This window comes from Sphingomonas sp. GW821-FHT09B04, assembly GCF_059418285.1.
Map to the genome: position 1 here is coordinate 1,059,596 of NZ_JBWKPO010000001.1, position 26,312 is coordinate 1,085,907.

The 26,312-nt window shown below is 62.8% G+C and carries 17 protein-coding genes; 10 read left to right on the top strand and 7 right to left on the bottom strand.

Going from position 1 to position 26,312, the window contains the following annotated elements; translation table 11 throughout:
* Positions 1-72 precede the first annotated feature (72 nt).
* Positions 73-975, top strand: a complete 903-nt coding sequence (locus AC07NK_RS05200) for a MurR/RpiR family transcriptional regulator (protein ID WP_495169491.1) — start codon at positions 73-75, stop codon at positions 973-975.
* A gap of 932 nt (positions 976-1,907) precedes the next feature.
* Here AC07NK_RS05200 and AC07NK_RS05205 read toward each other — a convergent pair.
* The 7 genes from AC07NK_RS05205 to AC07NK_RS05235 all read right to left on the bottom strand — a co-directional run bounded on the left by AC07NK_RS05205 (position 1,908) and on the right by AC07NK_RS05235 (position 14,048).
* Positions 1,908-2,600, bottom strand: coding sequence for a glutathione S-transferase (locus AC07NK_RS05205; RefSeq protein WP_495169492.1), 693 nt, complete (start codon positions 2,598-2,600; stop codon positions 1,908-1,910).
* A gap of 47 nt (positions 2,601-2,647) precedes the next feature.
* Positions 2,648-2,995 carry a hypothetical protein gene (locus AC07NK_RS05210; protein ID WP_495169493.1) on the bottom strand — a complete coding sequence of 116 codons (348 nt, stop codon included), beginning with the start codon at positions 2,993-2,995 and terminating at the stop codon, positions 2,648-2,650.
* A gap of 595 nt (positions 2,996-3,590) precedes the next feature.
* Positions 3,591-6,182 carry an RHS repeat domain-containing protein gene (locus AC07NK_RS05215; protein WP_495169494.1) on the bottom strand — a complete coding sequence of 864 codons (2,592 nt, stop codon included), beginning with the start codon at positions 6,180-6,182 and terminating at the stop codon, positions 3,591-3,593.
* Positions 6,183-6,192: 10 nt separating this feature from the next.
* Positions 6,193-8,169, bottom strand: a complete 1,977-nt coding sequence (locus tag AC07NK_RS05220) for a hypothetical protein (protein ID WP_495169495.1) — start codon at positions 8,167-8,169, stop codon at positions 6,193-6,195.
* A gap of 932 nt (positions 8,170-9,101) precedes the next feature.
* Positions 9,102-10,142, bottom strand: coding sequence for an alpha/beta hydrolase (locus AC07NK_RS05225; protein WP_495169496.1), 1,041 nt, complete (start codon positions 10,140-10,142; stop codon positions 9,102-9,104).
* 13 nt (positions 10,143-10,155) lie between these two features.
* Positions 10,156-11,568, bottom strand: a complete 1,413-nt coding sequence (locus AC07NK_RS05230) for a sulfatase family protein (RefSeq protein WP_495169497.1) — start codon at positions 11,566-11,568, stop codon at positions 10,156-10,158.
* Positions 11,569-11,657: 89 nt separating this feature from the next.
* A complete protein-coding gene (locus tag AC07NK_RS05235) occupies positions 11,658-14,048 on the bottom strand; it encodes a TonB-dependent receptor (RefSeq protein ID WP_495169498.1) in 2,391 nt (796 codons plus the stop codon).
* Positions 14,049-14,189: 141 nt separating this feature from the next.
* On the opposite strand from AC07NK_RS05235, the gene AC07NK_RS05240 reads away from it, so the two are divergent.
* From AC07NK_RS05240 to AC07NK_RS05280, 9 genes are all read left to right on the top strand, one after another.
* A complete protein-coding gene (locus AC07NK_RS05240; RefSeq protein ID WP_495169499.1) occupies positions 14,190-15,221 on the top strand; it encodes a LacI family DNA-binding transcriptional regulator in 1,032 nt (343 codons plus the stop codon).
* 349 nt (positions 15,222-15,570) lie between these two features.
* Complete coding sequence (locus tag AC07NK_RS05245) at positions 15,571-16,797, top strand: MFS transporter (RefSeq protein WP_495169500.1); 1,227 nt, start codon at positions 15,571-15,573, stop codon at positions 16,795-16,797.
* Entirely contained in the window at positions 16,794-18,281 is a 1,488-nt protein-coding gene (gene treA, locus AC07NK_RS05250; protein ID WP_495169501.1) for an alpha,alpha-trehalase TreA, read from the top strand. Before AC07NK_RS05245 ends, treA begins: the two co-directional genes overlap by 4 nt.
* 491 nt (positions 18,282-18,772) lie before the next feature.
* The gene (locus AC07NK_RS05255) at positions 18,773-19,819 is read left to right on the top strand and encodes an ABC transporter substrate-binding protein (protein ID WP_495169502.1); all 1,047 of its coding nucleotides are present in this window, start codon (positions 18,773-18,775) and stop codon (positions 19,817-19,819) included.
* A gap of 57 nt (positions 19,820-19,876) precedes the next feature.
* Entirely contained in the window at positions 19,877-22,201 is a 2,325-nt protein-coding gene (locus AC07NK_RS05260) for a TonB-dependent receptor (protein WP_495169503.1), read from the top strand.
* Between the two features lie 43 nt (positions 22,202-22,244).
* Positions 22,245-23,291 carry an ABC transporter substrate-binding protein gene (locus AC07NK_RS05265; RefSeq protein ID WP_495169504.1) on the top strand — a complete coding sequence of 349 codons (1,047 nt, stop codon included), beginning with the start codon at positions 22,245-22,247 and terminating at the stop codon, positions 23,289-23,291.
* Positions 23,288-24,388: an ABC transporter substrate-binding protein gene (locus tag AC07NK_RS05270; protein WP_495169505.1), complete on the top strand. Its 1,101-nt coding sequence runs from the start codon at positions 23,288-23,290 to the stop codon at positions 24,386-24,388. Before AC07NK_RS05265 ends, AC07NK_RS05270 begins: the two co-directional genes overlap by 4 nt.
* Positions 24,385-25,560 (top strand): MFS transporter, encoded by a 1,176-nt coding sequence (locus tag AC07NK_RS05275; RefSeq protein ID WP_495169506.1) that lies wholly within the window; start codon positions 24,385-24,387, stop codon positions 25,558-25,560. The genes AC07NK_RS05270 and AC07NK_RS05275 overlap by 4 nt, the downstream gene beginning before the upstream one ends.
* Complete coding sequence (locus AC07NK_RS05280) at positions 25,557-26,312, top strand: ABC transporter permease (protein WP_495169507.1); 756 nt, start codon at positions 25,557-25,559, stop codon at positions 26,310-26,312. Before AC07NK_RS05275 ends, AC07NK_RS05280 begins: the two co-directional genes overlap by 4 nt.

Here is a 26,312-nt window from a genome sequence, read left to right on the forward strand (position 1 = left end):
TCAATATTGAACTGGAAGCCAGTGCTGACTATCGTGATTCCGATCAGCGGCTAAGCGGCTCAAAGCAGAAAAATGCGCAAATTGGATGACAATGGGGGCGAAGGTCAGGGCAAGGCTGCCGATGCCGGGCCAGTGGAAAATGCGCTTTCAAGAATGAGGATTGCGCAACCTTCCATGTCCAAGGGCGCGCGCCGCATCGCCGACTATATCCTGGCCCAGCCCGACGAGATCGTTCGCATGTCGGTGACCGAGCTGTCCGAAGCAGTCGGGGTCAGCGAGGGCAGCGTCATCAACTTCTGCCGTGGTATCGGGCTGACCGGCTTTCAGCACCTGAAGCTCAGCCTCGCGCGCGAAATCGTTCAACCGGTGCAGTTCATCCACGAGGATGTCGCGCGCGACGACGACATGGGCACGATCTGCCGCAAGATCTTCCATTCGGGGATCCAGGCGCTGAGCGACTCGCTGTCGGTGCTCGATCCGCAAGCACTCGGCAAGGCCGTGGGGATCATCCGCAAGGCGAAGCGCGTCGAGATCTACGGCATCGGTTCGTCGGCGCCGATCGCCGAGGACACGCATTATCGGATGATGCGCATCGGGCTCGATGCGCGGGTGGTGATCGACAGTCACGTCCAGGCGATCAGCGCGTCACGCTGCGACCCCGATGTCGCCGTGCTCACCATCTCGCACAGCGGTGCGACGCACGAGACCGTGGCCTCGACCCGGCTGGCAAAGGAAGCGGGCGCAAGCACGATCGTGATCACCAACTTCGCGCGCTCGCCGATCCAGGCCTATGCCGATATCGTGCTGTTCACGATGGCGCGCGAAACCCGTTTCCGGACGGAGGCGATGGCAAGCCGGATCGCGCAACTCTGCGTGGTCGATGCGCTGATCGCCGCGCTCGCGCTCAACGACTATGACCGCTCGACTGAGACATTGCGTCAGACCTTCGAGGTGCTATCGATCAAGCGTTTCTAGGCCGAACTCGCAGTAAAAGATCCCGGTCAATAACGTCGCTAGGAGGGGCCTTTGTGGCTGACCGTCGGCATGACGGCCCGGTTTTGCGTTCTTTACCTGCAGTGTGGTCAATCCGGACAGGACGGTTTCCGTCCCGCATTTTCGCCCCTCACCCGCCTCGGCTTCACTCAGCCTAAGTCCAAGCAACGGCGATTCTTGACCCGGTAGCGGCCTGACCGAATCTTGAGCGCCAGACCGTGCAAGCGGACATCGCCTCGGCAGCGGAATGAACGGCTGAATTTAGGCGGCGTGCAGAAAGACGGCTTTTGGCGTGCCGTCCGCGAAAGCGGGCGTCTAGCTGCTCAGTGCCCGAAAGACGGAATCTGGGCCGTAAGAGACCGGTCCGTTTTGAGGGTCGCTACCGGACAAAGCGGACACGGTCAGGAAGAATCTCAGATCAGCGAAATCTGGGCTGGACGCAGTTCAGTCGCATTCAACTGATGGAGTGGAAGTGCGTTATAGGTTCGTGGGTAACAGAACCGAAGTCACCGAAATTCGGCGTCAGCGCGCGGATTGACCGTGTGATACCACTCGACGCCTGGCAACTGATCCAATCGCAGAAGCGGTCAGCAAAGTGCATTCATATTCTCGATACCCGCATCACAGCGTCCAGATCGCATCCCTTGCGCGTAATCTAAAATACATCGCATTAGCCGCCGAGCTCCCGGACGACATTATGTCCACGCCGCTCCAGCTCAAGCAGCAGTGTAGACTTCCCGCCACCTGTGCAGCCCGAAAGCATCACTAACAAGCGTTCGCCCCTCAATGTGATGTGCCTCATTCGTTATTCGTTGCCAGAATCGAGGTGGTTCCTGGTGACGCTGGCCTGCTGCGGCAATGCCACATTTTGGAGTGCGAAGCCGAGGGAGCTGCCAGGATGCTGGCTCGATATATTATGATTGCGAGGATATCTCCGAACCGGCTGGCGCTGTATCACTTACGACCGTAGCGCAGGGGTTGGCAGGAAAGCATATGTCCGGATCACCGGCCCGCCATGGTGTAAGCCGCATCATTGCGGTATTGAACAGATCGGATGCGACTAGTCCGTCGAGCCAGCGGCGGACATGCGTTAGAGGCTGAGCGTCGAACCAGCTGCGGTCAATCGACGCGAATTGCCGAACGAAAGGTAAGACTGCCGCATCCGCCAGACTCATGGCATCACCGCAAAGATAGCGGTTGGTTGCCAGACGTTCCTCGTGTGAACGAAGTAGATCGAGGCAAGCCACGCGGTGCATACCCGCATCGCAACCGTGGCGATCAGGATATTTGGCTCGGTCGAGGTGATGTTTGAACGGGCCATCATTGACCTCGATCAGGTGAGCGCTGTCGTGGTCTAGCCAACCTGTCGGATCGTAGCGCGCGAGCGTCCACCACATAATGTCGAGGCTCTGCTCGATGACGGCGCCATCGGGCAGAACCAGTACGGGCACGGTTGCTTTCGGTGACGCGAGAAGCATCTCGACGGGCTTTGCAGAGAGTTTGACCTCGCGGATGACGCACACCGTGTGGCTTGCAAGCAGTGCCAAGCGCGCGCGGATTGCGTAGGGACAGCGCCGAAACGAATAGAGAATAGGTGAGCCGTCCATCGTGCCGCACGATAAATCACTGTAATCTTGCAAGCCATATGATTGAGCTACGGCTCACGCATTACTCGCGGCGCGGCGATACTGTCATCAGCATCGCGCCCTTTGCCCGCCACGCGATGAACGACGATACCGCTCTGGGCATCTGCAAACCACCAAACCTTGCGGTAGCGCCCGGGTGCGATCGCTCGGACAGCATAGTGAGGACTTCGCGATGCTATGCGCCCCGACTGCACCGACAATAACCAGATGACGCCTGTCTTTCGCGCCCAGCGAAAGCCGATTCCAGTCTGACCATCCGGGCAATTTTCTTCATCCTCAATGAAGTAGTTCGTCGAATTGAAGCGCGCGCCCTTTGCGAAAGTTTTTGCGGCGTCGACGCCGATAGCGGCGAACATGCTGGACGGCGAGACGATGGCTGGCGATGCGTTTCGCCCTAATGGCGGGAGTGCCGCATAACTCAGTGACGGCTATCGCTGCGTGGGACCGGCAAACAGGGCGGAGGCCGCATAGTTCATCGTGAAGACCGCTTGCCAGCGTCGCAGCGCGCAGAAGTTTGGTATGTTAGTCAAGGTTAGAACACGCAAACTTCTTTGAATTTGTCCTTCTGCCACGCGATGTATCCGCCGTCTCTAAACTCATCCCCACGCCGTTCCCACCACTTAGCGTACAGCTTTCCGCCGGTATGTCTCAACTCAAAGCTGTACGTAGAAGTGGTTTCTGTTCGTATATACTTTCTAATATCGTATTTAATACTCGACTTGTCGTAGAACATGTTCTTAGAAAAATATACGTTGTAATCCTTGTAGTCTACAAATGGGTGGCTATTTAGCGTTTTAGTCTTGGCAGGGAGGGCGAGCCTTTGTGTCAATATATCAAGTCTTCTGCAAAGATTCACTTGTTGTTCCACGATATCCGGTTCGTGTGGATGAGTGGCGACCGTCAAGCTGACTAGGATGATTGATACAATCATATGAAATCCTAAAACCATTGCTATTTGATTGAAAATGATCTGGATTTATCAAGAGCTTTTCTGCTGAATATGGATCCGTCCGCTCCTATTTGACGTCTGAATGCTATCCCAGACCGTTGGCGGAGCAGGTTTTCAGCATCGATAGAGCCTCCATGATCGGTTGGTCCAAATTTGTCCCCGATATCCTGGCGCTGACCGCCCTCCAGGCGATTCTTTGCGTTATTTATTTCATGTTCAATGGTCTCCGCATCTGAGCTGAAGTGCGAGGATCCATCTGGATTTTCAATTCTAACAATATCGTCCTTATCGAAGGTGATCGTGCCGCCCTGACCGCGGGTTTGATCGTAATTGCCACCATGATAGTTCGGGTCGCCGTCTCTTATCTCAAATCCAACCCTTACACCCTTTGCGACAGCTAATGCTTCGACCGATTTTGCGATGGAGTTTTTATTCTCTATCTGAGCATCCACCTTGTCTTGAGCTTCGGTCGTATTTCCACAAATTCCTATCTCTACCCCGTCCCGCGTTATCCGGCATTTTCCGGTCGGATCGCGTCCATTGATTGGGTCATTGCCAACATAGGCGTATAGGTTGATCTGATCCTCGTACCCGACGGGATCGGTCTGCAGGAACCGGCCAAGCGTGGGCGAGTAGATGCGAGCCTTGTAGTAGTACATACCCAGCTCGGGAATCCAAGCCTGGCCGGTGTACTGGAACCTCCCCGTATTGGGCGTGCCGCCGCTGATGACCCCGTTTGGGATGCCATATGCGTCATAGCCGTTCACCGCAGTGCGGTTGCCGTTGCTGTCGGCGATCGCAATGATCGACCCCAGGTGGTCGGCGATGAGATGTCGAGGGGAGGTGACGTCAGGACCTGCATATTCGACCAGCGGGTCGTCGCGGCCGACCGCAGGGCCGTGGACGTAACGCTTTATCATTGCACCTGTCCCATCATACTCGGCGACCAGTGCGTCACCGTCGTACAGGAACTGCGTCGTTGCGCCGGCTGAGGTCGAGACCTGTGCGAGCCGACCCAGCGGGTCGTAGCTGAGCGTGACGAGCATCGTCCCCGTACTGGCGCTCACCAGCCTGTTTTCAATATCGTAAGTATATGATTTTGCCCCTTCCGCAGTCAAATTGCCGTTGAGGTCGTAGCTGAAGGAAGTATTTCCTGCCGCCGTGTACTGATTGAGTCCATTACTTGTATAATCGCGATTGATATTCGTATGCCCATCGAACCGATAGTCGATATTGTCGCGGGTTTGCGAGATGATCTGACGCGCGGAATTGTAGCTAAACGACGTGGTGACATTGGCGGTACTGTTTTGGAACGAGTGCCCATGGGACACTAGTTGCGACATGCCATTGTAACCGAAGGACGTTGAGGCCCCCCAGGTGCCTGCGGCCCACCGCAACAGCGTCGATGCCTCGCCTTCAGCATTGTAGGTGACGTAATTGAGATTGGTTCCGCCTGCGATATTGTGAAAGTAGAAGCGATCGAGCCCGTCCCACGCAGCACTTACATATTGGTTGTCAGGATAAGTAATGCGTGTGCGGTTCCCATTCGCGTCATTGACGAAGTTGAGATTCCGGATCACCTCGGTCGTGCCGAGAGTCGTAACCGCAGTGGTCGCGGTGAGCCGCCCGAACCCGTCATAGGCATTCGTGATGCCCTGACCAGACAGCGAGTCGAACCGCGCCATAATCTGTAGCCCACGCAGATCATAAGCATAGTAGACCGGTCGCGCCCCGCCGCTCGGATAGGTTTTACTCGTGACCCGATTCAACGCGTCATAACCGTACGCTATTGTCCGCCCGTCGCGTTTGCGCAGGCTGGTCCGGTTGCTGTTGGCGTCGTAGCCATATTCTTCGTAGTCTACCGCGCTGACCTCACCGACCACCGTCTTCGAGGGGAAGGCCCATTTCACGTGCCGGTCAAATCCATCATAGGAGAATTGGGCACGATTGCCGTTGGCGTCGATCACCGCCTTCTGCTTGCCGTTCGGGGTGTATTCGTAGCGCGCATAGTCGATCTGAACGGCGGTCCCGGCCGCCTTCTGTACCTTCAGCAACTGTCCAGCGGCATCGTAGAAATTGCGCGTGATCCGATCCGGGCCTGTACTTCCCTCCGGGCCCAGCACGCAGGCGCTTGCCGGGAGTGAGTCGAATGCCGCGGGGTTCATCCGCACGGCTGAACACTCCAGGCGCCCTACTGCATCATAGCTATATTGGGCCAGCGATCGAACAGTACCGGCCGCGCCCTTCGCTATCTGCTCCCGAACTTTCCGACCCATATTGTCGTAGCTGGTCTCCGTCCTTGTGAGGATCGTGAATCCAACCCATGCAGCAGGGGTCACCGTCTCGGGTTGCCAGTCCGCCAACGTGCCCGTTTCGATCTTGCTCAGTCGTCCGGCGGCGTCGTACCAGTAGCGCTCCGCCGGGCGACCATTGCCGCCCGGGCCATCCGGGTCGGGCGCAATGACCCCGGTGAGCCGGTTCGCCAAATCATATCGACTTGTCGTGGTAAACGCTGATGGAGAGGACTGGGCGGCCGCCCCGTTCGGCGAGAACGCTGCGATGGCACATGGCAATGCTATGATCCTGAGTTGCATCGCGTCCCCCTTAATAGCAGCTGGTCAAACCGGCGCGCGGGCTGGTTTCCGAAGTCTTGTTGCCATTCGCATCATAGCCGTAACAGCTCCGCTCGCTGACGCCGCTCGCGGTCACGAGCTTGCCCCTAAGAAGCAGGATATTGCCTACAGCGCCGGTATCCGGGCCATAATCATAGCTAACGACTATCTCGTCAGATGCGCCGCCAGCACAGGCGGTGCCTATAGTTGCAGTCGTTCGGCATGTGCGCTCCTCCGCCAAAAGCCAGACAGGTGAGGCTGCCTGAGTATAGCTCCCGCCCGCGTTCTTCAGCCAGGCGGAGCGCTGAGTGTACGCATAGCGCTTCACGGGAGATATCCCGTTCACCGCAGGACCGACTTCGGTGAGCACGCCGCCATGAGAATTGTCGTAAGTATATGTCGTGCTATTTCCCTGCGCATCGGTAGTGCTTGTTGGCTTGTTGCAGGTAATTCTGTTGGAGCACGTGCTCGCATAGGTAGAGGTGGTTACAATGTCTGCCGCACCCGATGAAGGTTTGGCCTTCATTCTGGTCTGAGTTCGGTTTCCGCGAGCATCGTATTGATACTCAAATATGTTTCCTTCCGGCTCAACAATCTTTACAATATTCTCTCCAACAACCTGTTCGCCAAGGTTGTTATATTCATCATACGTAATTAATCTGGTTTGTCCGATCTCGTTGGTGATGGAGGTCAGCATTCCATAGGAGTTGACCTTGACCGCCGTGGTCGCCGAATCGCCACGCGTGACGGTTCGGGGCTCGCCGCCATTGGGGTATGAAAACAGCGTCCGAGGAGGGCAGAGGCCTGGGGTATAGTCGTATGAGAGTGTCTCGCCAGATGCGAAGGTTTGACTTGTAACCGCCTCGTAGAGATGCATGAGCGGAGGATCGTATAGCTCCGTCGGCCATCGATAACATGTGCTGTATGTATTGAATACTTCACAAGTATTTTGCCCGGGACGCTTCACGCAATTCAAGTGACTTCGCGCGTCATATCCGTAAGTGTTCGTTACGCCGACGGCGTTTGTGACACTCTCCAATATAGGCCCCGCCGATGTCGGTGTGGTTCCTGGCGTTGATCTGTAGGAATAGGTTGCCGTCGATACACCGGCTGGGCACGGAGACGTTGGCAGCACATGCACGTTCGCGAGGTTTACCGCGCAAGCCTTTGTCAGAGAATAGCCTCCTGTAACGGCGCCAAGTTCAAACAATATAGCCATTCCCCGGTTGCTGAACACGCTCTTTAGCCGGCCGGCATTATCATACGTAAATGTGAGCTTTGTCCCGTCTGCAGCCAGCCACTCAGTGATCACGAAGGCTCCGGCGAACTTTAGAATGTCTCCCTTTTCACTGGTGTATATGTAACTCATGCTTGGAGCGTCCCATTCTAGATAATCTCCGCTTGATGAGCTGCTCTGAACATAAGTGCCGGGTTGCTGGCCTGACTTCAAATTAGTAGAATTGAAGAATGACCTGCTTCTGTTGGCTATGGATATGCTATATATTTGGTAGGGTTGGAAATTAGGGTCTATAGAAAAATGTCGCGCATAAGGTGAGTATTCTTGAGACTGGGAAAATTTCATGCCCAAATTTGAAGACCAGCCCTGTGATCTGATCAGGCTAACTGTAGATTCGGGATCCTGGCTGCTCTGATAAGTTCGCTCTAGTATCAGTGCGTATGGAAATTCTCCCTGTCCAATCTTCAGATCCGTTTCGGAAAGTACAAATGCGCTATTACTATAGCTAACTCCCCCTGGACTCACCGAATCAAATTGCGGCGGGGGGCCAGCTTGCGCGTGGGCGTCGCGCATGAAAATCGTAAGGGTCGTAAATGCCAAAAACACGATATGTAGAAATGCATGGCGAGTGGGCATTGTTACGTCCTGTTTTTGTAATTTATCTTGGGAGGTTTGGCCATTGTCGAGAAATTGCTCAAACAATTTAGGCCTAACTGGCTCGCAGGCAATCATATCGGCGGGGTCGGCAAGAATAGCCGTTGGATGAGGGCTGATCTGAGGTCCCCATACGCTCTGGTCTTCGCGTGTGGCTCGCAATTGTCGCTGAAGCATCGCAAGCTGCGGTCCAGAAGTTTTTGGCCGGGGTCCTCGATCCTCAAATAATGTGCAGGTGCGTGCACATCCCAAAGGAACAGGAAATTGTCCGCACGTTTAGTCGAACTCAATCCTGTCACCGTGCGCCCCTCCCAAGCAGCTCGATTTTACAAGGACGACCCGCAGAGTCATCCCCGCGCCAGCAAAGACTAGCCAAGCAGGTGGAAGAAAAACAACAGCCAAATCGCGGCTGAGCCGGGGAGTTGCTCGCCAGTAACCTTGAAGCCCGCTTTGTTGATGCGCATAGCTAGAAGCCGACGGTCCGTTTCCGGCCCAACTCCGGCCGTTGGCGCAATCCAGTCCGTTGCGTCCGCTTCCGGTGGCCGACACCTGAAAGCGGTCGGGCTGAACTCGGCTCGATAACGTCGACCAGGAGGGGCCTTTGTGGCTGACCGCCGGCATGACGGTTTTGCGTTCGTCACCTGCAGTGTGGTCAATCCGACATGACGGTTTCCGTCCCTCATTCGGTCCCACACTTCGGGTTGGAAGTGGTGGGATGTGATAGGGCAGGCAGGAACGTGTCGTGAACTAAAAATCTGATAAAACAAAGGGCTACGGACGTTCTGGCTTGTCCTGAGACATGACAGATGCCGACCTCAACTCCACCAGACTTTCAAAGATAATCTGTCGTTGATGAGTCGCATGGTCGCGCCTGATCGAGTCCAGCTTCGAACGTCTCGATCAGCGATGCTCGTTAGCACGGCGAATCCGCTGCCTCGATCGCTTCACCCTTCCTGCCACGCGGACAATTTCGTTGTGCGTGATCGAGATCGGTTTCCCTGATGCGTCGTTCATTCCCGTCTGCCCAGATGCTGGTCAAAGAAGCGCGCGATGACGCGATATGCCTCCATCGATTCCGGCATATCGGGCCAGACGAAGAAGGCGTGCGGCAATCCGTCGAACAGGAACAGCTCGCTCTGCACCCCCGCTTGCGCCAGCCGGCGATGCGCCAGCGTCAGCGCGCTCGCCGCGAAGTCGCGGCTCCCCGCCAGCAACAAGGTGGGGGGGAACAGCCGTGTTTCGGCCTCGGAGAGCAATGGGTAGGCCGCCGCGTCGTTCCCGGCAGCCCCGGCCATGTACGGCATTGGGATCAGAGGCGGTAGCGGTCCGGTCGGCGGCGCAGTGCCTTCGGCGATCGGCCCGGCGAGATAGGCGCTGTCCCCGCTAAACCCCGCCGCCGTTCCACAGAAGGTGCCGATCGCGCCGGGGCGCGGCAGCCCCTGCCTGCGGATCCACGCGACCGATTGCGCGGTGATCACCCCGCCCGCGGAGCAGCCATAGATGCCGATATTCTCTGGCCGGTATTGTTTCAGCAGCGCGCGATAGACCGCGGTCACATCCTCCGATGCGGCGGGGTAACGGTGCTCCGGAGCGAGCCGATAGTCGACCGTGACCACCTTGATCCCCGCGGTTGCGGCAATCGGAATCGCCTCGACCAGTGCGCCGCTTCCCGATCCCCACATGAACGCGCCGCCATGCACGTTGATGAGCACCCGGTCCTGGTTGCGCGGTTGAATCGCGGCGCCGGGGGTCACGATGTCGACCGTGACTCCGCCCAGCGATACGCGTTCCTCGCGGGTCCGGAAATGCCGCCGCATCTCGGCCAGCCGGTCGTCATTATAGGTCTGGTAGAAGGCGCGTTGCTTCGTCAGGTCGCCCTTGAGGTCGGGTGCGCGCGCCGCGCGCATCCGCAAAAGTACGGCCTTCGCTTCCTCGCTCAACTGGTCCGATGGCGGCAAGGTGAAGGCGGGTATTGCCACTGCGACGGAGTCCTGCCGCGCCAGCGCCGGAGCGACCGCGAGCAAGGCGAGAAGTGTGGCAAGCGGCTTCATCATATCTCCGCCCTCATGTGTGTTTCAGATGCGCATAGGGATCGGTTTGCCCCGCCAGCCACGGATCGCGGGTCGCGGTCCGCATCTTCAGCATCCGCTGGCGCAGATCGGCGAGAACCCCGGAATAGGCACGATCGCCCACGACATTGACGACCTCGTCGGGATCGCGGGTCAGGTCGTACAGCTCCTCGGCAGGCCGCTTGAGATAGGCGGCCTGGGTCCGCTTACCGAGGCGGATCGACCGGTCCGCGCTGATCGCTTTCCAGCTCGGCGACCCCGCCACATCCCCCGCGACCGGATAATCGAGCGGGTGCGCGAGGTTGAGGATGTAGCTGTGCGTCCGCGTGCGAACGGCTCGCATCGGGTAATATTGGTTGATCTCGTGGAACTCGTGGCTTGCGAACACCGCATCGCGCGCCGGATCGCCGGCCTTGCCCAGCACCGGCAGTAACGAGGCGCCCGACAGCGGATAATCGGGCACCGACACCCCCGTCCAGTCCAGGACGGTCGGCGCGATATCGGTCCAGCTGACCATCGCATCGCACACCGCGGCTGCGCTGCCCGGTGCACGGACGATCAGGGGCAGATGCAGACCCGGGGCGTAGAGATTGGTCTTGGCGCCGGGAAAGGGCCGGCCATTGTCGCTGAGGAAGATCACCAGCGTATCGTCCGCGCGTCCGCTTTCCGCGAGCAGGTCGAGCAACATCCCCACCCCGCTATCGAGCCGGCTCAGCGACTCATAATATTCGGCCAGATCCTGCCGCACCGCGGGCAGGTCGGGCAGGTGCGCGGGGACATGGACCTTCGCCGGATCATAACTGACCGGCTTCACCCCCGGCCATGCGCGGTCGTTGCCGTAATCGGTCGCGGCGCGATGCGGGTCGCTATAAGCGACGGTCACGAAGAAGGGGCGGTCATTGGTCGACCGGATAAAGCTCGCCGCCGCGACCGCCATCTCGCGCACATCGCGAATGCCTGATCGCTCGGGCACCAGTTCGGCATCGAACGGAAATGCCTTGTCCGGCCCGATATGCTTCTTGCCGACTAAAGCCGTCGCATAGCCCGCGCGGTGCAGCAACGACGGCAGCGTCTCTACCCCGTCGAGCAAGGACTGGTGATGGACGTCGTGCTGCAGCCCGTACATCCCGTTCTGATGGCCGTAGAGTCCGGTATGGATCACCGCCCGGCTCGGGCTGCACGAAGAGACGGCGGCGAATGCGTGGCTGAACCGCGTTCCTTCCCCCGCCAGCCGGTCGAGCCGCGGGGTCGCGACCGGGGTGCCGTAACAGCCGAGATCGAGCCCCTGGTCGTCGGAGATCAGCAGCAGCACATTCCGCTGCCGCCCTCCGGCCCTCGTCATCGCTTGCACGGTCGTCGCGGAAGCCGCCGCTCCCGCCATCCCCTTCAGCAACGTCCGGCGGCGCATGGGCAGGTCTCCGTTCCGGGCACGGGTGCCGCTTCAGGGTAGAAAATCCCCGGACCAAAAGGGAAGGGGGGCTGGTCCGGGGAAAGCCGTCAGAACTTCAGCGCAGCGCTGAAGCGGAACGAACGGCCGAGGATGGGTCGTGCGAGGATCGTGCCCGAGCCCTGTCCGCCGATGATGCGCGGATTGCCCTCGGTCAGGCCGATCTCGTTGGTCAGATTGTTGCCGGTCACCGCCAGCGTCACCCGCTCCGCCACCTCGACCGAAACACCGGCGTCGAGCTGGTAGAAGCTGGGCAGTACCTGCAGATTCTCGGGGTCGGAAAAGCGGTCGCCGGTATATTGCAGCGTCGCGAACAGCGACGGCTTCACCCCGCCCAGATCGACCTCATAGGCCGGGGTCACGCGCCACGCCCATTTCGGCTGGCGCTGCACCTGGTTGCCGGTGTTGTTGATCGTGCCGCCGCCCGAGAAGAAGTCGACATAGCTCGCGTCGAGCCATGTGCCCGCCGCGGTGATGCTGAACCCCTGGAACGGCCGGATTGCGCCTTCCAGCTCGACGCCGGTCGCCTTGGCGCCGCCGACCGCGCTGAGCGGCACATTGTTGATGAGCGCCGTCGTCGCAAGGCCGTCGAACTTGTTGTGGAACAGCGTGGCGTAGAGGCTGACCATCGGGGTCGAGATCTTGAGGCCGCCCTCATAGGTGTCGACTTCGGCGATCTGCGTGAGGCCCTCGCGCAGATTGTCGAACATCGGGAAGCTGTTGCCGCGGCTGTAGCGGGCGAACACGCCGATCTGGCTGGTGATGTCGTAGTTGATGCCCGCGGTCCACGACCATGCCGAGTCGGCATAGCGAAGCTGGCGCGGCCCGCCGAGCACGTTGACGCCATTGTCGTAAAGCGTGTTGGCGTTGCCATCGAGATCGACCGTCGCCGCCTGTGGCGTGCGCAGCGTCGCGTCGACGACATGGCGCTGCCAGCGGATGCCGCCGTCGATCCGCAGCTCGGGCGTGATCTGGAATTCATCGACTGCGTAGAAGGAATAGTCTTTGCCCTTGTAGAAGGCGTCGACCTGGAAGCCGGGGCCGCTGGTGAAGCCATTGAGCGTCGCGGTACGTCCGCCGTTCAGCGTCATGTTGAGCAGCCGCGCATTGGGCTCGGCAGTCAGCAGCACCTGGTTGCCCAGCACCCATTTGTCGCGCGAGCTATAGTCGGCAAAGTAGAAGCCGCCGGTCAGCTTGTTGCTGCCCGCGGTCCATTCGAACGCGGTATCCGACACGAAGGACGAGATCTTCTTGCGCACTTCCCACAGCCCCGCGCGCATCACCTGCGCATTGGCGCCGCTCGCGACGGCCTGGCCGCCATTGGCATAGGTCAGGCTCGACACGGTCGATCCCGTGCCGCCCAGCGTTGCCGCCATGGCGGAGGCTGCGACCGGCGCCCCGGCCGGGACCATGCCCACCGTATCGGCATTGCCGCCGAGGTAGCTCAGCCGCTCGCGCAGGCGCAGCCCGTCGGCGATCTCATACTCGAATGAGAGGCCGGTGTTGATCACGTCGGCGCCACGGCCCTGCGCCAGGTCTAGCGTGCGGCCGACGATATTGGTCGTCACCTGCGTCTCGCGACCGGGCAGCGTGCCGGTGCCCGCGTCGAAGCCGGGATAGGCGCTGATTTTGCCATTGTTCGAGTTGATCGGGATCGGCAGCAGCCACTGGCCCCGGTCGTTCAGGTACCGGGCGTAGATTTCGACCGACCCGCGATTGTCGAACTCGTGGCGGATGTTCGCGGTGATCTGGCCGCCCTTCTCAGCGCGGAACTGCGGATCGCGGACGCCGTTGCCCTGCGCGTAATAGCCGCCGATCATGAAGCCGGTATTCTCACCCAGCGGGCCGGAGACCCAGGCGTCGCCGCGCACCTCGCCATAATCGGTATAGCTGACCTTGCCGAACGCCTCGAACCGGCTCCCGCCGGTACGCGGCACGACGTTGACGGTCAGGCCCGGCTGGCCGCTCGAAAACAGCGAACCCGTGCCGCCACGCACCGCCTCGATGCGCTTCACCGTCTCGTCGAGGCGGATGAGCTGCGAGTTTTCGAGGAACGACAGCGTCGCGGGCGGGTAGATCGGTACGCCGCCCATCTGGAACGTCACAAACTGCGCGTCGCCGCCTGAGGGGTAACCGCGCACGAAGATGTTGGCGCCGTTCTGGCCGCCCGAGCTTTCGGCCATCACGCCCGGCACCGCGCGCAGGATGTCAGCGGTGCTTGTTGGGGCGGCGCGATCGAGCGCGTCCTCGCTCAGCGTGGTCACGGCGAAGGCTGCGTCCTGGCGACGCGTGCCGCCGCCGGCGGTACCGACCACGACGATCTCTTCCTCGGCTGCCGGCTCGGCTGCGGTCTGCGAATCGGTTGCGGTCTGCGCGTGCGCGGCCGAGGCGATCAGCGCCAGCGGCGCGGTGCCCAGCATAAGAATTGCACTTCGAAGCATGTGTCCTCCCCTTCGAATATGACCGGGCACATTTGCCCTTCGCGGCCGATGCTATGCATTTATGAAATGCTTTTCAAGATAGTTTGCAAAAGCCTTTGCGGCGCTTGATGCACACCCGTTGCCCGCCTACGGTCTGCGAAGATGAGCGAAGGCCCCCCAGAATCAACAAAGCCGCGCGGCGGCCGTCCGACGATGCGCGACATTGCGCGTCTCGCGAATGTGTCGATGCCGACCGTCTCGCGCGTGCTCAACGACAGCCCGCTTGTGACCGGCGAGACGCGGGCCCGCGTGCTCGAGGTCGCGCAGGCGAACGGCTATGCGGTCAACCGCAATGCCAAGAAGCTGCGCCAGTCGCGCACCGGCACGATCGCGGTGATGCTCGACTTCGCCTCACACCGTCACGGCGCGATCGGCGATCCCTTCATCTTCGAACTGCTCGCCGGCGTGTCGGAGGCGCTGTCGATCCGCAATCAGGAGCTGCTGCTCTCGCCGCCCGGCCTCGACGACGCGCGCGCGTTCGAGGATTTCCACCGTGCCCGCGCCGCCGACGGGTTCATCATCCTGGGGCAGGGGACGCGCGACGCGATGCTGCGCGGCCTTGCGCGCCGCGGCATTCCGATGGCGGTGTGGGGCGCGGTGTCCAAGGACGCGGGCTATTGCGCGGTGGGCAGCGACAATCTGCTCGGTGGACGGCTGGCGGGTGAGTATTTCCACGCTCGCGGGCGGACCAAATGGCTGTTCGTCGGCGACATCCGGCATGAGGAATTGCGGCTGCGCTATGAAGGGCTGTGCCAGGAAGCGGCGCGCCATGCCGATGTGACGGTCGACTATCTCCCGATCGTCTCGATGGCCTTCACCACCACCGCGGAGACGGTTGCTTCCTATCTCGCGGGTGGCGCGCGGCCTGACGCTGTCTTCGCATTTTCCGACACCGCCGCGATGGCGGCGATCGGCGCGTTCCGCGATCGCGGGCTGACCGCGCCGCAGGATTATTCGCTGGTCGGCTATAACAACATCCCGCCCGCCGGGCATTTCAATCCCAGCATCACCACGATCGACCAGAAGACCGACGTCGCAGGCGCGCTGCTGGTCGAGAAATTGATGCAGCAGATCGACGGCGCCCGCGCCCGCTCGACCTTGCTGCCCACCCAGATGGTGATCCGCGAAACATGAGGCGAAACGCCACTCCTGCGCTGCTAACGACGCCGAACTGGCTGCGCAGCTAGCCACACCCCAATCGTCACCCCGGCCTTGTGCCGGGGTCCACCGCGCAGCGAGGCCATGCGGTTTCGCTTCGGGTCTATGGCGTGCGGCACCGTGGACCCCGGCACAGGGCCGGGGTGACGGCGGATTCTGCTCCGAGCAGCTTGAGGCAAACACAGGCGACATCCCGCAACGCCCTTGAAATGCATTTCATAACTTTATACGCCTGTGCATCGAAACGACGGGCCACCGGGCCCGCGCCATGGGGAGGTGCGTGATGACCGAAGGCCTGAGGAGTGATCCTCCCGGAGATGCGGCGATGAACCGTGTCCGCGTCATCGTCGCACTCGCGCTCACCTACGCCGTGCTCGGTATCCTGATGAACAGTGTCGGGGTCGTAATCCTTCAGTCGATCCGCCATTTCGACGCGACCAAGCCGATGGGTTCGACGCTGGAGGCGTGCAAGGATCTCTCGGTGGTCGCGGCCTCGTTCCTGCTGGCGACCCGTGTCCCTGCCTTCGGATATCGCCGCGCGCTGATCGGGGTGATGACGCTGATCGGCATCGCCTGTCTGCTCGCGTCCTTCGCCAACGGCTTCGTCGCCATGCAGGCGCTGTTCGTCGCCACCGGCCTCAGCTTCGGCATCGCCAAGGTGGCGACCTATTCGTCGATCGGGCTGCTCGCGCGCGACCCCGCCGACCACGCCAGCATCACCGGCCTTGTCGAGGGCGTATTCATGGTCGGGCTGCTGGTCGGTGTGTGGCTGTTCGGCTGGTTCGTCGGGGCTGACACCACCGGCAGCGCCTGGCTTCACGTCTATTGGGTGTTGGGCGGCGCCTGCCTCTCACTGGCGCTGCTGTGGTTCGCCACCCCGCTTGACGAGCGCGACGCGGTCGCCACTGATCCAGCGGAAGCCGCGCATTGGGGCGAGATGCTTCGCCTCGCCGCCTTGCCCGCCAGCGTTGCGGTGCTCGCTGGCCTGTTCCTCTATGTGCTGGTCGAGCAGAGCGTCGGCACCTGGCTGCCCACCTTCAACAACGAGGTGCTGCACCTGCCCGCGGCGATGAGCGTGCAGATGACCAGCATCTTCGTCGGCGCGCTAGCGGTCGGTCGGCTCGCTTCGGGTGTGGTGCTGCGCCGGGTGGCGTGGCTGCCCGCCTTGCTCGGCTGCCTTGGCTGTATCGCGGTGCTGATCGTCGTGTCGCTTCCGCTCGCCAGCGGCGTCACGCCGCGTCCCGATACCGGCTGGTTCGATGCGCCCGTCGCCGCCTATCTCTTCCCGCTGCTCGGCGTCTTTCTGGCGCCGATCTATCCCACACTCTGTTCGGTCGCCCTCAGTGCGCTCCCGCGCCACCGCCACGCGGCGATGATGGGGCTGATCGTCATCTTCTCGGCACTTGGAGGCACTTTGGGCTCGTTCATCACCGGTTTGCTGTTTCAGCGCCTGCCCGGCGCGCTTGCCTTCTACTTCACCCTGGTACCGATCGCGCTGATCGCCATCGCCCTGCCCGTGATCCGCAAGCGCCAGGCGGTCGCGACAGCATGACATTGCCCCAGCCTTCGGACCTTTTCGGCGACCTGTTCACGACGGTGCAGGAGCGTGGCCTGTTCGCCGATTCCAAGACCTTCGCCGATGCCGTTCCCCGTCGCGCGCCCGAGGCGATCGCGCAGGACTGGAAGGCGCAGGCTCCCGCCGACGACGCCGCGCTGCGGGCGTTCGTTGAAGCGAACTTCACCTTGCCGAGCGAAGCGGATTGCGACGCGCCCGACGGCCGGCCGCTGCGCGAGCATATCACCCACCTTTGGCCGGTGCTGACGCGTGAACCCGAGACTCCGGCGTCCGGCTCCTCGCTCCTGGCATTGCCACGGCGACATGTCGTGCCGGGCGGGCGGTTTCGCGAGCTCTATTACTGGGACAGCTACTTCACGATGCTGGGGCTGGTTCGGTCGAATCGACAGGATCTGGTCGAGGACATGATCGCCGTCTTCGGCAGCCTGATCGATCGCTACGGCCATATCCCCAACGGCACGCGCAGCTATTATCTCAGCCGCTCGCACCCGCCGGTCTTCTACCTGATGGCTGGGCTGTCGCAGGACGCGTCTGCCGACGCGCGCGCGCAGCGGTTGCGCTGGATGCGCGCCGAGCATGACTTCTGGATGGCGGGCGAAGAGCGCCTCGCACCCGGCGGCGAGCATCGCCGTCTTGTCCGGCTGGCGGACGGCACTTTGCTCAATCGCTATTGGGACGACCGTGCAGCGCCACGCGACGAATCGTGGCGCGAAGATGTTGAGCTTGCGCGACGCGCCCCCGAACGCGACGCGGGTGAATTGTGGCGCGATATCCGCGCTGCTGCGGAAAGCGGATGGGATTTCAGCTCACGCTGGCTGGGGGACGGGCAGACCCTCGAGACGATCCGCACAACCCGGCTGCTGCCGATCGATCTCAACGCGTTGCTGTTCGGGCTCGAACAGGCGATCGCGGGTGAAGCGAAGGCTCTCGGCGACGACGCAGGCGCTGCCGAATTTGCCCGGCGGGCAGGTGCGCGGCGCGAGGCGATCGATCGTCATTTGTGGAATCCGGGCGCCGGAATGTTTGCGGATTATGACCTCGACCTCGGACGAGCTCGCGACCAGCTGACGGCTGCACAGGGATTCGCGTTGTTCACCGGGGTCGCGCTGGAGCAGCGCGCGCACAGGGTGGCAGACGCGATGACCGGCCTGTTGCGCGCCGGAGGGCTGCTCACCACAGGCGACACGACCGGTCAGCAATGGGATGCACCCAATGGCTGGGCACCTTTGCACTGGGTCGCGATCGAGGGTCTGCGCGCCTATGGTCAGACTGAGCTGGCCGATACGATCACGCAGCGCTGGCTGGCGATGGTCGCGAGCCATTATGACACCACCGGTCAGCTGCTCGAGAAATATGATGTCGAGCAATGCCGGGCCGGCGGCGGCGGCGAATATGGAACCGAGATCGGCTTTGGCTGGACCAACGGCGTAACGCTCGCGCTCATGCAGGATCCCGGCTGAGACGATCCGTCACAGCGCTCATCCCGTCGGTTCGTCGCGGCCGGCGGCGTCTCGCGAAGCTGGCATTTGCGGATCGCAAGCAAAGCTTGTGGCGCAATTCCCATTCAATCAGTATGTATTGAGTCGTCGGCATTGGTCATGCCGGCGCGGCGACTCGTCGTTGCCCTTCGACCCGCGGTTTTTGACGGAATGCAGATTGCGCCGCGTCACCAATTGCTAAAGCGCACGGTGTTGCCGATGGAGCCCGGCGGCCTCGTGTTTCCGAGTTGATAAGGAACGACGATGAGCCAGTGTATCTCCTCCGCAACGCCACCGCCGCCTTTGGGGCGGCTTTGTTCAGCCACGCGCTGATCCCAACCGACATCTGCAACTGACCGTCGCGGGCTGACGCTCGCGGTCGATGCTCTGCGCGCCTTGGGCGCGACGGACGGTGGCGTTTCCTGCGCTTCCGGACGCGGCGGTCGCTTGCGCTTCAACGTCAGGAAACCTCCATGACCAACGCAATCAACGATCTCTGGTACACGCGCTGCCCGGTGCCGACCGGGCTTGGCATCGCCGTCCAGCTCGGCTGGCTGGCCGACGAATTCCGCAGCGATGGCATAGGCCTCAAGTCGATTCAGGAAACCGCGGACCTCAATGCCCGCGAAAGCCACTTCGACCACAATCTGCCGAGTTCGTTCCGGCAGGGTGGCAACATCCCGGCGATCTGGGCGCGCGCCAATGGCCGCGATACCCGGGTGATCGGCCTGTCCTGGACCGACGAGTTCCAGGCGATCCTCGCGCTGCCGGCATCCGGTATCCGCACCGCGCGCGACCTCGCCGGACGGCGGATCGGTCTCCCGGTCAACCCGATCTCGATCGACTTCAATCGCGCGACTGCGCTTAAGGGCTTCGCCAGCGCGCTCGAACTCGCCGGGCTGACGCTCGCCGATATCGAACGCGTCGACACCGTCAGCGCCGATCCCGCAGGCAGCGGCACCGAAGGGATCGCCACTGGCGAGCGGACGCGTGCGCGCACCCGTCACGGCTATCGCGCCGAAGTGCTCGCGCTGGTGCGAGGCGAGGTCGATGCGATTTACGTCAAGGGCGCGCTGGGGCTCGAGACTGCACGGCTGGCGGGCGCACATATTGTCGCCTCGCTCGGCGATCATCCCGATCCATGGGTGCGCGCCAATAACGGCACCCCGCGCACGCTCACCGTCGACGCCGCGCTGATCGAAGCGCGGCCCGATCTGGTCGAGCGCTTCCTGACGCGCGTCATCGCCGCAGGCGACTGGGCGCGCGCGCATCCCGAGGAAACCATCGCCTATATCGCGCGCGAGACCGGCTCGACCCCCGACTGGGTGCGCCGCGCCTATGGCGCCAATGCGCCTGCCAGTCTCGGCACCTTCCTCAACGACGAGGCGGCGGGCGCGCTCGGCCGGTACAAGGATTTCCTGTTCGGGCACGGCTTCCTCGCCGCTGATTTCGACATCACCGCATGGATCGATCCCGCGCCCTTCGCCGCGGTCGCCGGACGCGCGCGTCAGGCAGCCTGAACCCATCGAACACCACATCCAGACGCAGGCTGCAAAGGCCGCGCAGGGGGACATGAAGTGAAGTTGAAGTCTGAATATCGCACCCGCAACAAGACCATCTGGCTGATCGCCGCATCGCTCGTGGCACTGACGCCCGCAACGGCCCTTGCCAACGAAACCGAAGCGAAGGCCGATGCCCCCGAAGGCGACGCCGACCCGGTCGAAATCGTCGTCACCGCGGGCAAGCGCGAACAGTCGATTCAGGACGTGCCGACCGCGATCACCGCACTCGGCGCCGACGTGTTCACCCTCCAGGGCGTCGGCCGTTCGGCTGCCGAGGTGCTCAGCCGAGTCCCCAACGCGTCGGCCGGCGCGCAGCAGCATGGCCGCCCGCGCTGGTGGATCCGCGGCGTCGGCGCCGGTCAGCAGCAGATCGATCTCGCCAACCCGGTCGGTTTCTATCTCGACGAGGTCTATATCAGCAACGCCAGCGCCACCGGCCTGCCGCTGTTCGACCTCGAGCGCGTCGAGGTCCTGCGCGGCCCGCAGGGCACGCTCTGGGGCAAGAACACCACCGGCGGCGCGATCGCCGTCGTCACAAAGAAGCCGAGCTTCTCGCCCACTGGTACCGACAATTACGTCAAGCTCGACTATGGCAGCTATGACGACAAGATCATCCAGGCCGGGGTCGGCTTCGTCCTCGCCCCCGACGTGCTCGCCGCGCGCATCTCCGGCCATATCGAGAATCGCGACGGCCGCTTCACCAACGCGTTCAGCGGCGAGAAGGACAATGCGATCGAGGACAGCGTCATCCGCGGCCAGCTGCTGGCGCGCGCGGGCGGCAATTTCGAGGCGTTGCTCGGCGTCCACTACCGCAAATACAAGACCGATGGCGGTTACTGGACGATCGGCAGCTATCGCGCCGACGGTCTCTACCGCAACGGCTATGCGCCGCCCACCAGCCGCGATGCGGTCAACACCAATGCCGACGAGTTCAGCGACACCGAGCAATATGGCGGCTCGCTCAAGCTCGACTGGGACTTCGGCGGCGTTACGCTCACCGCGATCACCGGCTATGAGCGCTACGACGTCATTTCGGGCGGCGACAGCGACTATACCCCGCTCGAAATCGCGCGGAACCATACCGAAGCGCGCAGCACGCAATGGAGCCAGGAGCTGCGCCTCGCCTCGAGCGGTTCGGGCCGGTTCAAGTGGATCGCCGGCCTCTATTATTTCAACGAGGACATCCGCTCCGACGCCGCATCGGCGACCCTGCCCGACGGCAGCGTTCCCGCGCGGCCCGGCGACACCGCGCCCAACGCCTATAGCCGCACCCGCTACGATCACAGCGCGGAGAGCGGCGCCGCGTTCGTCAACCTCGGCTACGACATCACCGACAGCTTCAATCTCACCGTGGGCGGCCGCTTCACGCGCGAGACCAAGACGCTCGATTTCCGCCGCGTCTCTTCGCCCAATGCCGCCGCCACCGCATGGAGCAACTACCCGCGCTGGTGGGAGAGCTATACGGGGACCTTCGGCGGGATCGGCACCTTCTCGGGCGTGCTCGAACGGACCTGGGACAATTTCACCTATGACGTGACGCCGTCCTGGACGGTCGCGCCCGGCCACCTCCTCTATTTCAAATTCGCGCATGGCGTGAAGTCGGGCGGGTTCAACACCGCCGCGCAGCTTCCCGTCGCGCTGCAGGTGGTCGAGCCCGAGAAGCTCGATGCGTTCGAGATCGGCTATAAGTCGAGCTGGTTCGACGGCGCGCTCACCTTCAACGCCACCGCCTTCCACTATCGATACGATAATGTGCAGATCAACGTCGTCGGGCCGAACCCCGGCGCGGTCGGCGGAACCACCACCTCCTACCTCCAGAATGCCGAGGAAGCGCACGTCAACGGCGCCGAGTTCGAGCTGACCGCGCGTCCGTTCAAGGGCCTCCAGCTCAACGCCGCGCTCGGCCTGCTCGATACCAAGTACGACAAGCTTCAGGTCGTGAACGGCGGCGCCAATCTGGCGGGCGCGGAGTTCGTCCGCGCGCCGCACGTCACGCTCAACCTCGGCGCATCGTATGATTTCGATCTGGGCAGCGCAGGCAGCATCCAGCTCGGCGCCGACGCGCGCTACCAGTCGCACCAATTCTATTACATCACGCCACAGGACCGGGTGAACCGCACCCTGCTCAACCAGCCGGGCTACACGCTGGCCAACGCGCGCATCGCCTACACCACCCCCGATACGCGCTTCACCTTCACCGTCTACGTCAACAATCTGTTCGACGAGGCCTATCGCAACCACGCGCTACCGCAGTTCAACGCGGCGGCGGGGGTGACCGGCGACACCATCCAGTGGGGCGATCCGCGCACCTGGGGCGCCTCGCTCGTGGCGCGCTTCTGATGGCGCGCATCCCTTCTCCCGTATCCCATCCACGGAGGCCCGCATGACCGCCTTTCCCAAGGAAATCTGGTACACACGCTGCCCGGTGCCGACCCCGCTCGGCATCGCGATCAATCAGGGCGTGATCGACCGCGATCTCGCCGAACTCGGTATCACCGTCCGCTCGATTCAGGACACCACGGATCCCGACGTCCGCGCGAGCCATTACGACCATCACCTTGCGCACAGCTTCCGTCAGGGCGGCAGCGTGCCCGCGATCTGGGCGCGCGCCGCGGGAGCCGATACCCGAGTCATCGGGCTGAGCTGGATCGACGAAAGCCAGCTGATCCTGACGCTGCCCGGCTCCGGCATCCGCACGGTCGAGGATCTCAAGGGCCGCCGCATCGCGCTGCCCCTGCGCGCAGGGCAGAAGATCGACATCTTCCGCGCCACCGCGCTCCGCGCCCTGCTCGCCGCGCTCTCGCTCGGCGGGGTCGGCGAGGATCAGGTCGAATGGGTCGATATCGATGCCACTGACCCGACGCCCGACGGCCTCGATCTGGTCAGCCAGCGCAACTGGGGCGGACGCCCGCTCTATACCGCCGAATTCCACGCGCTGGTGCGCGGTGAGGTCGATGCGATCCATGTGAAGGGCTCGCTCGGGCATGAATTCGCGCTGCTCTCGGGCGCGCATATCGTGATCGACACCGGCTTCCATCCCGACCCGAAGATCCGCGTCAACAACGGCGCGCCGCGTCCGCTTACCGTCGATGCCGCAACGCTCGAACAATATCCGACGGTCGCACGCCGCCTCCTCGCGCATGTCGCCGCGGCGGGCGAATGGGCGGAGGATCATCCCGACGAGACCTTCGCCTATATCGCGCGCGAAACCGGCTCGCCCGACCAGTTCGTCCGCGCCGCCTATGGCGGGGACACGCTTCACCGCCGGCTCAAGACCGATCTCGACACGGCCTCGATCACGGCATTGCAGGATTTCAGCGACTTCCTGTTCGACCGCGGCTTCCTGCCCGCGCGCGTCGATGTCGCGGCATGGATCGACCGGCGCCCGTTCGAAACGCTCGACTATACCCAGGCACTGGACGCAGCATGAGCCGCAAGACGATCCTCATCGCCGTCGTCGCGGTCGCTGTGCTCGCGGCTTTGGTGGTTCACCAGTTCCGCGGCACCTCGAGCGAGGCGGCGGCGGGTCAGCTCCCCGCGACGCTGACCATCGCCGCCATCGCCTATCCGCATGAAGGGCAACAGCGCTATCAGGGCCAGAACGCGATCGTCCAGCAACAGGGCTGGCTCGAAAGCGAGCTGGCGAAGCGCGGGGTCAAGCTCCAGTGGTTCCCGGTCGCCACCGCAGTCGGTGGCCCTGTGGTCAATGAAGGCTTCGCCGCCAAACGCATCGATTTCGCGAGCTATGGCGATTTCCCCGCGATCATCGCGATCGCGGGCGGCGTCGATCTGCGGCTGGTGGTGCCGGTCGGGCGCGGCCAGAACGCCTATCTGGTCGTGCGCAATGGCGTTGCCGCGAACAGCATCAAGGATCTGAAGGGCAAGCGCATCGCGCTCCATCGCGGACGTCCATGGGAACTGCCCTTCGCCAAGCTGGCGGAGGCCAACGGCCTCAAGCTCAGCGACTTCCGCATCCTCAACATCAACCCGCCCGCCAGCCATGCCGCGCTCGCTTCGGGCGATGTCGATGCGGTGTTCCTGCTCTCCGACGCGCATCTGCTGGTCGAAAAGAAGGTCGGGCGGATCGTCTGGTCGACCAAACAGGCGCCGCAATCGTGGAAGATGCGCGCCGAGCTGTTCGGTCGCGGCGATTTCGTCGACGCGCATCCTGAGCTGACGCAACTCGTCGCCGATGCCTTTGTCCGCGCCCAGGCCTGGTCCGCCGATCCCGCCAACCGCGAAAAGGTGATCGAGATCACGTCACGCGCGGAATCCCCGCGCAGCGTGACCGAGGCGGAGCTGGACGAACCGCGCCTCGCCTGGGGCGACCGTTACTCGCCGCTCTATGACGACTTCATGATCGCGCATTACCGCGACGCCGCGGCCTATACCTTCGATCAGGGGCTGGTCCGCAAGAAGATCGATGTCGACAAATTGCTCGACCGGCGCTTCGCCACCGCGGCGCTCGACCGCCTGAAGCTCAAGGATCAGTGGAAGCCCGATACGGCAGAGGCGGCGGCGCGATGAACGACCGGCGTTTCATGGCCAACTTCCTGCTGCTCGCGCTCGTCAGCGGTCTGACGGTCGGCCTCGGCAAGGTGGTGACGACGATCTACGCGATCGACCTCGGCGCCACCGCCTTTCAGGTCGGTATCATCGGCGCGATGGAATCGATCGGCATGGTGCTCGTCACCGTCCCCGCCGGGTTCATCATCGCCCGCTACGGCGCGCGCGGCATCTACTTCGCCTCCAGCCTCGGGCCGCTGCTCGTCAATCTCGCCATGCCGTTCGCGGCGGGCTGGGCGGCGCTCGCGGGTGGGCGCTGGCTGATTGGCCTGTGCATCCCGTTCCGCATGGTCGCGATGAACGGTGCGTTCCTTGAGCGGTTGCGCGGGCAGGGGGAAACGCGCGGCGGCTGGTATCGTGGCGCGCTCACCGCCGGCATGGCGATCCTCGGCCCGGCGACGGCGGGCATTCTGATCCTCAAGGCCGGGGTGACCGCTGCCTTCTTCCTTGTCGCGGCCCTGTTCGGGGTGATGGCGCTGTTCAGCCTGTCCTTCCTCCCCGCGCGTCAGCCCGTCGCCGAGGAAAGCGTCAGCTTCTTCGCCGAAATCGGCGCGCTGCTCGGCAACCGCGCGGTGGCGGAAAGCAGTTTCGTCGAATTCCTGAGTTCGGCCACCGGCTCGCTCTTCTCGACCTTCATCCTGCTGCTTGCCGCCGCGCTCCCGCCATTGACCAAGGAAGACGGGATCACCGTGCTGCTCGTGCAGGGCGTCAGCACGGTGGCGCTGCTGTTCCTCAGCGGCACGCTCGTCGCCCGGCTCACGCGCGGCACCGCCTATGCGCTGGCGCTTGCCCTTGCGGCGGCTGCGCTCGCGCTGCTCGGCTTCGCGCATGGCTTCCCGGCATTGGCGGCGGGGGCGGTGCTGCTCAGCGCCGCCTCGGCGGTGGTCCATCTCATCAACGTGCGGATGCTCGCGAGCATCCCCGGCGCGAAGAGCAAGGCGGCGGGGCTTTACAATCTCGCCTCGATGACCGGCTCGTCGGCCGGCGCGCTCGGCGGCGGGCTGCTGACCAAGCTGGTGCCGCTCCAGTCGGTGTTCCTGCTGTGGCTGCCTCTGCTGTTCGGCGCCGCCGCAATCGCCTTCGCCCGCCACCGTTTCGCGCGCCCGTTCACCCCGCAGGAGGTTCTGCCATGAACCATCTCTCCCGCATCGCCGCCGGCCTTGCGCCGCTGCTCGGCCTGCTGCTGCTCTGGCAGTTCGCTTCGGCCAGCGGCGTGTTTCCGCCGCAGGTGCTGGTCCCGCCGAGCGAGGTCGCGGCGACGCTCGCCCAGCTCTGGCGCAACGGCGAACTGACCGATCATCTCGGCACCAGCCTGTTCCGGCTCGTCTCGGGCTTCCTCGCAGGTGCTGCCATCGGTCTCGTTTTCGGGACGTCGATGGCGCTGTCGAAGCTGTTCGAGGCGCTGTTTGCACCGCTGTTTCAGGCGGTCCGGCAGGTGCCGGTGCTCGCCTTCATCCCGATGCTGGTGCTGCTGCTCGGGATCGAGGAACGGTTCAAGATCGTCGTCGTCGCGGTCGCGGTGTTCTTCCCCGTGGCGCTCGCCACCTTCGACGGGGTGCGCACGATCCCGCGCTCCTATTTCGAGGTCGCCCGGCTCTATCGCACGCCGCTGCTGCCGTTCGTCACGCGCATCCTGCTGCCCGCTGCGATCCCGCCGGTGCTCACCGGGCTTCGGCTCGGCCTCACCCGCGGCTGGCTGGTGCTGGTCGCGTGCGAGCTGCTCGCCGCTGACAGCGGCATCGGTCAGATGATGGAGATGGGGCGCCAGATGTTCCGCATCGACGTCGTCCTTGCCGGCGTGTTCGTCAGCGGGCTGGTCGGCTTCTTCCTCGATCGCTCGGTCAAGCTCGTCGAGCGCCGCTTCGTCCGCTGGAAGGAAGCCTGA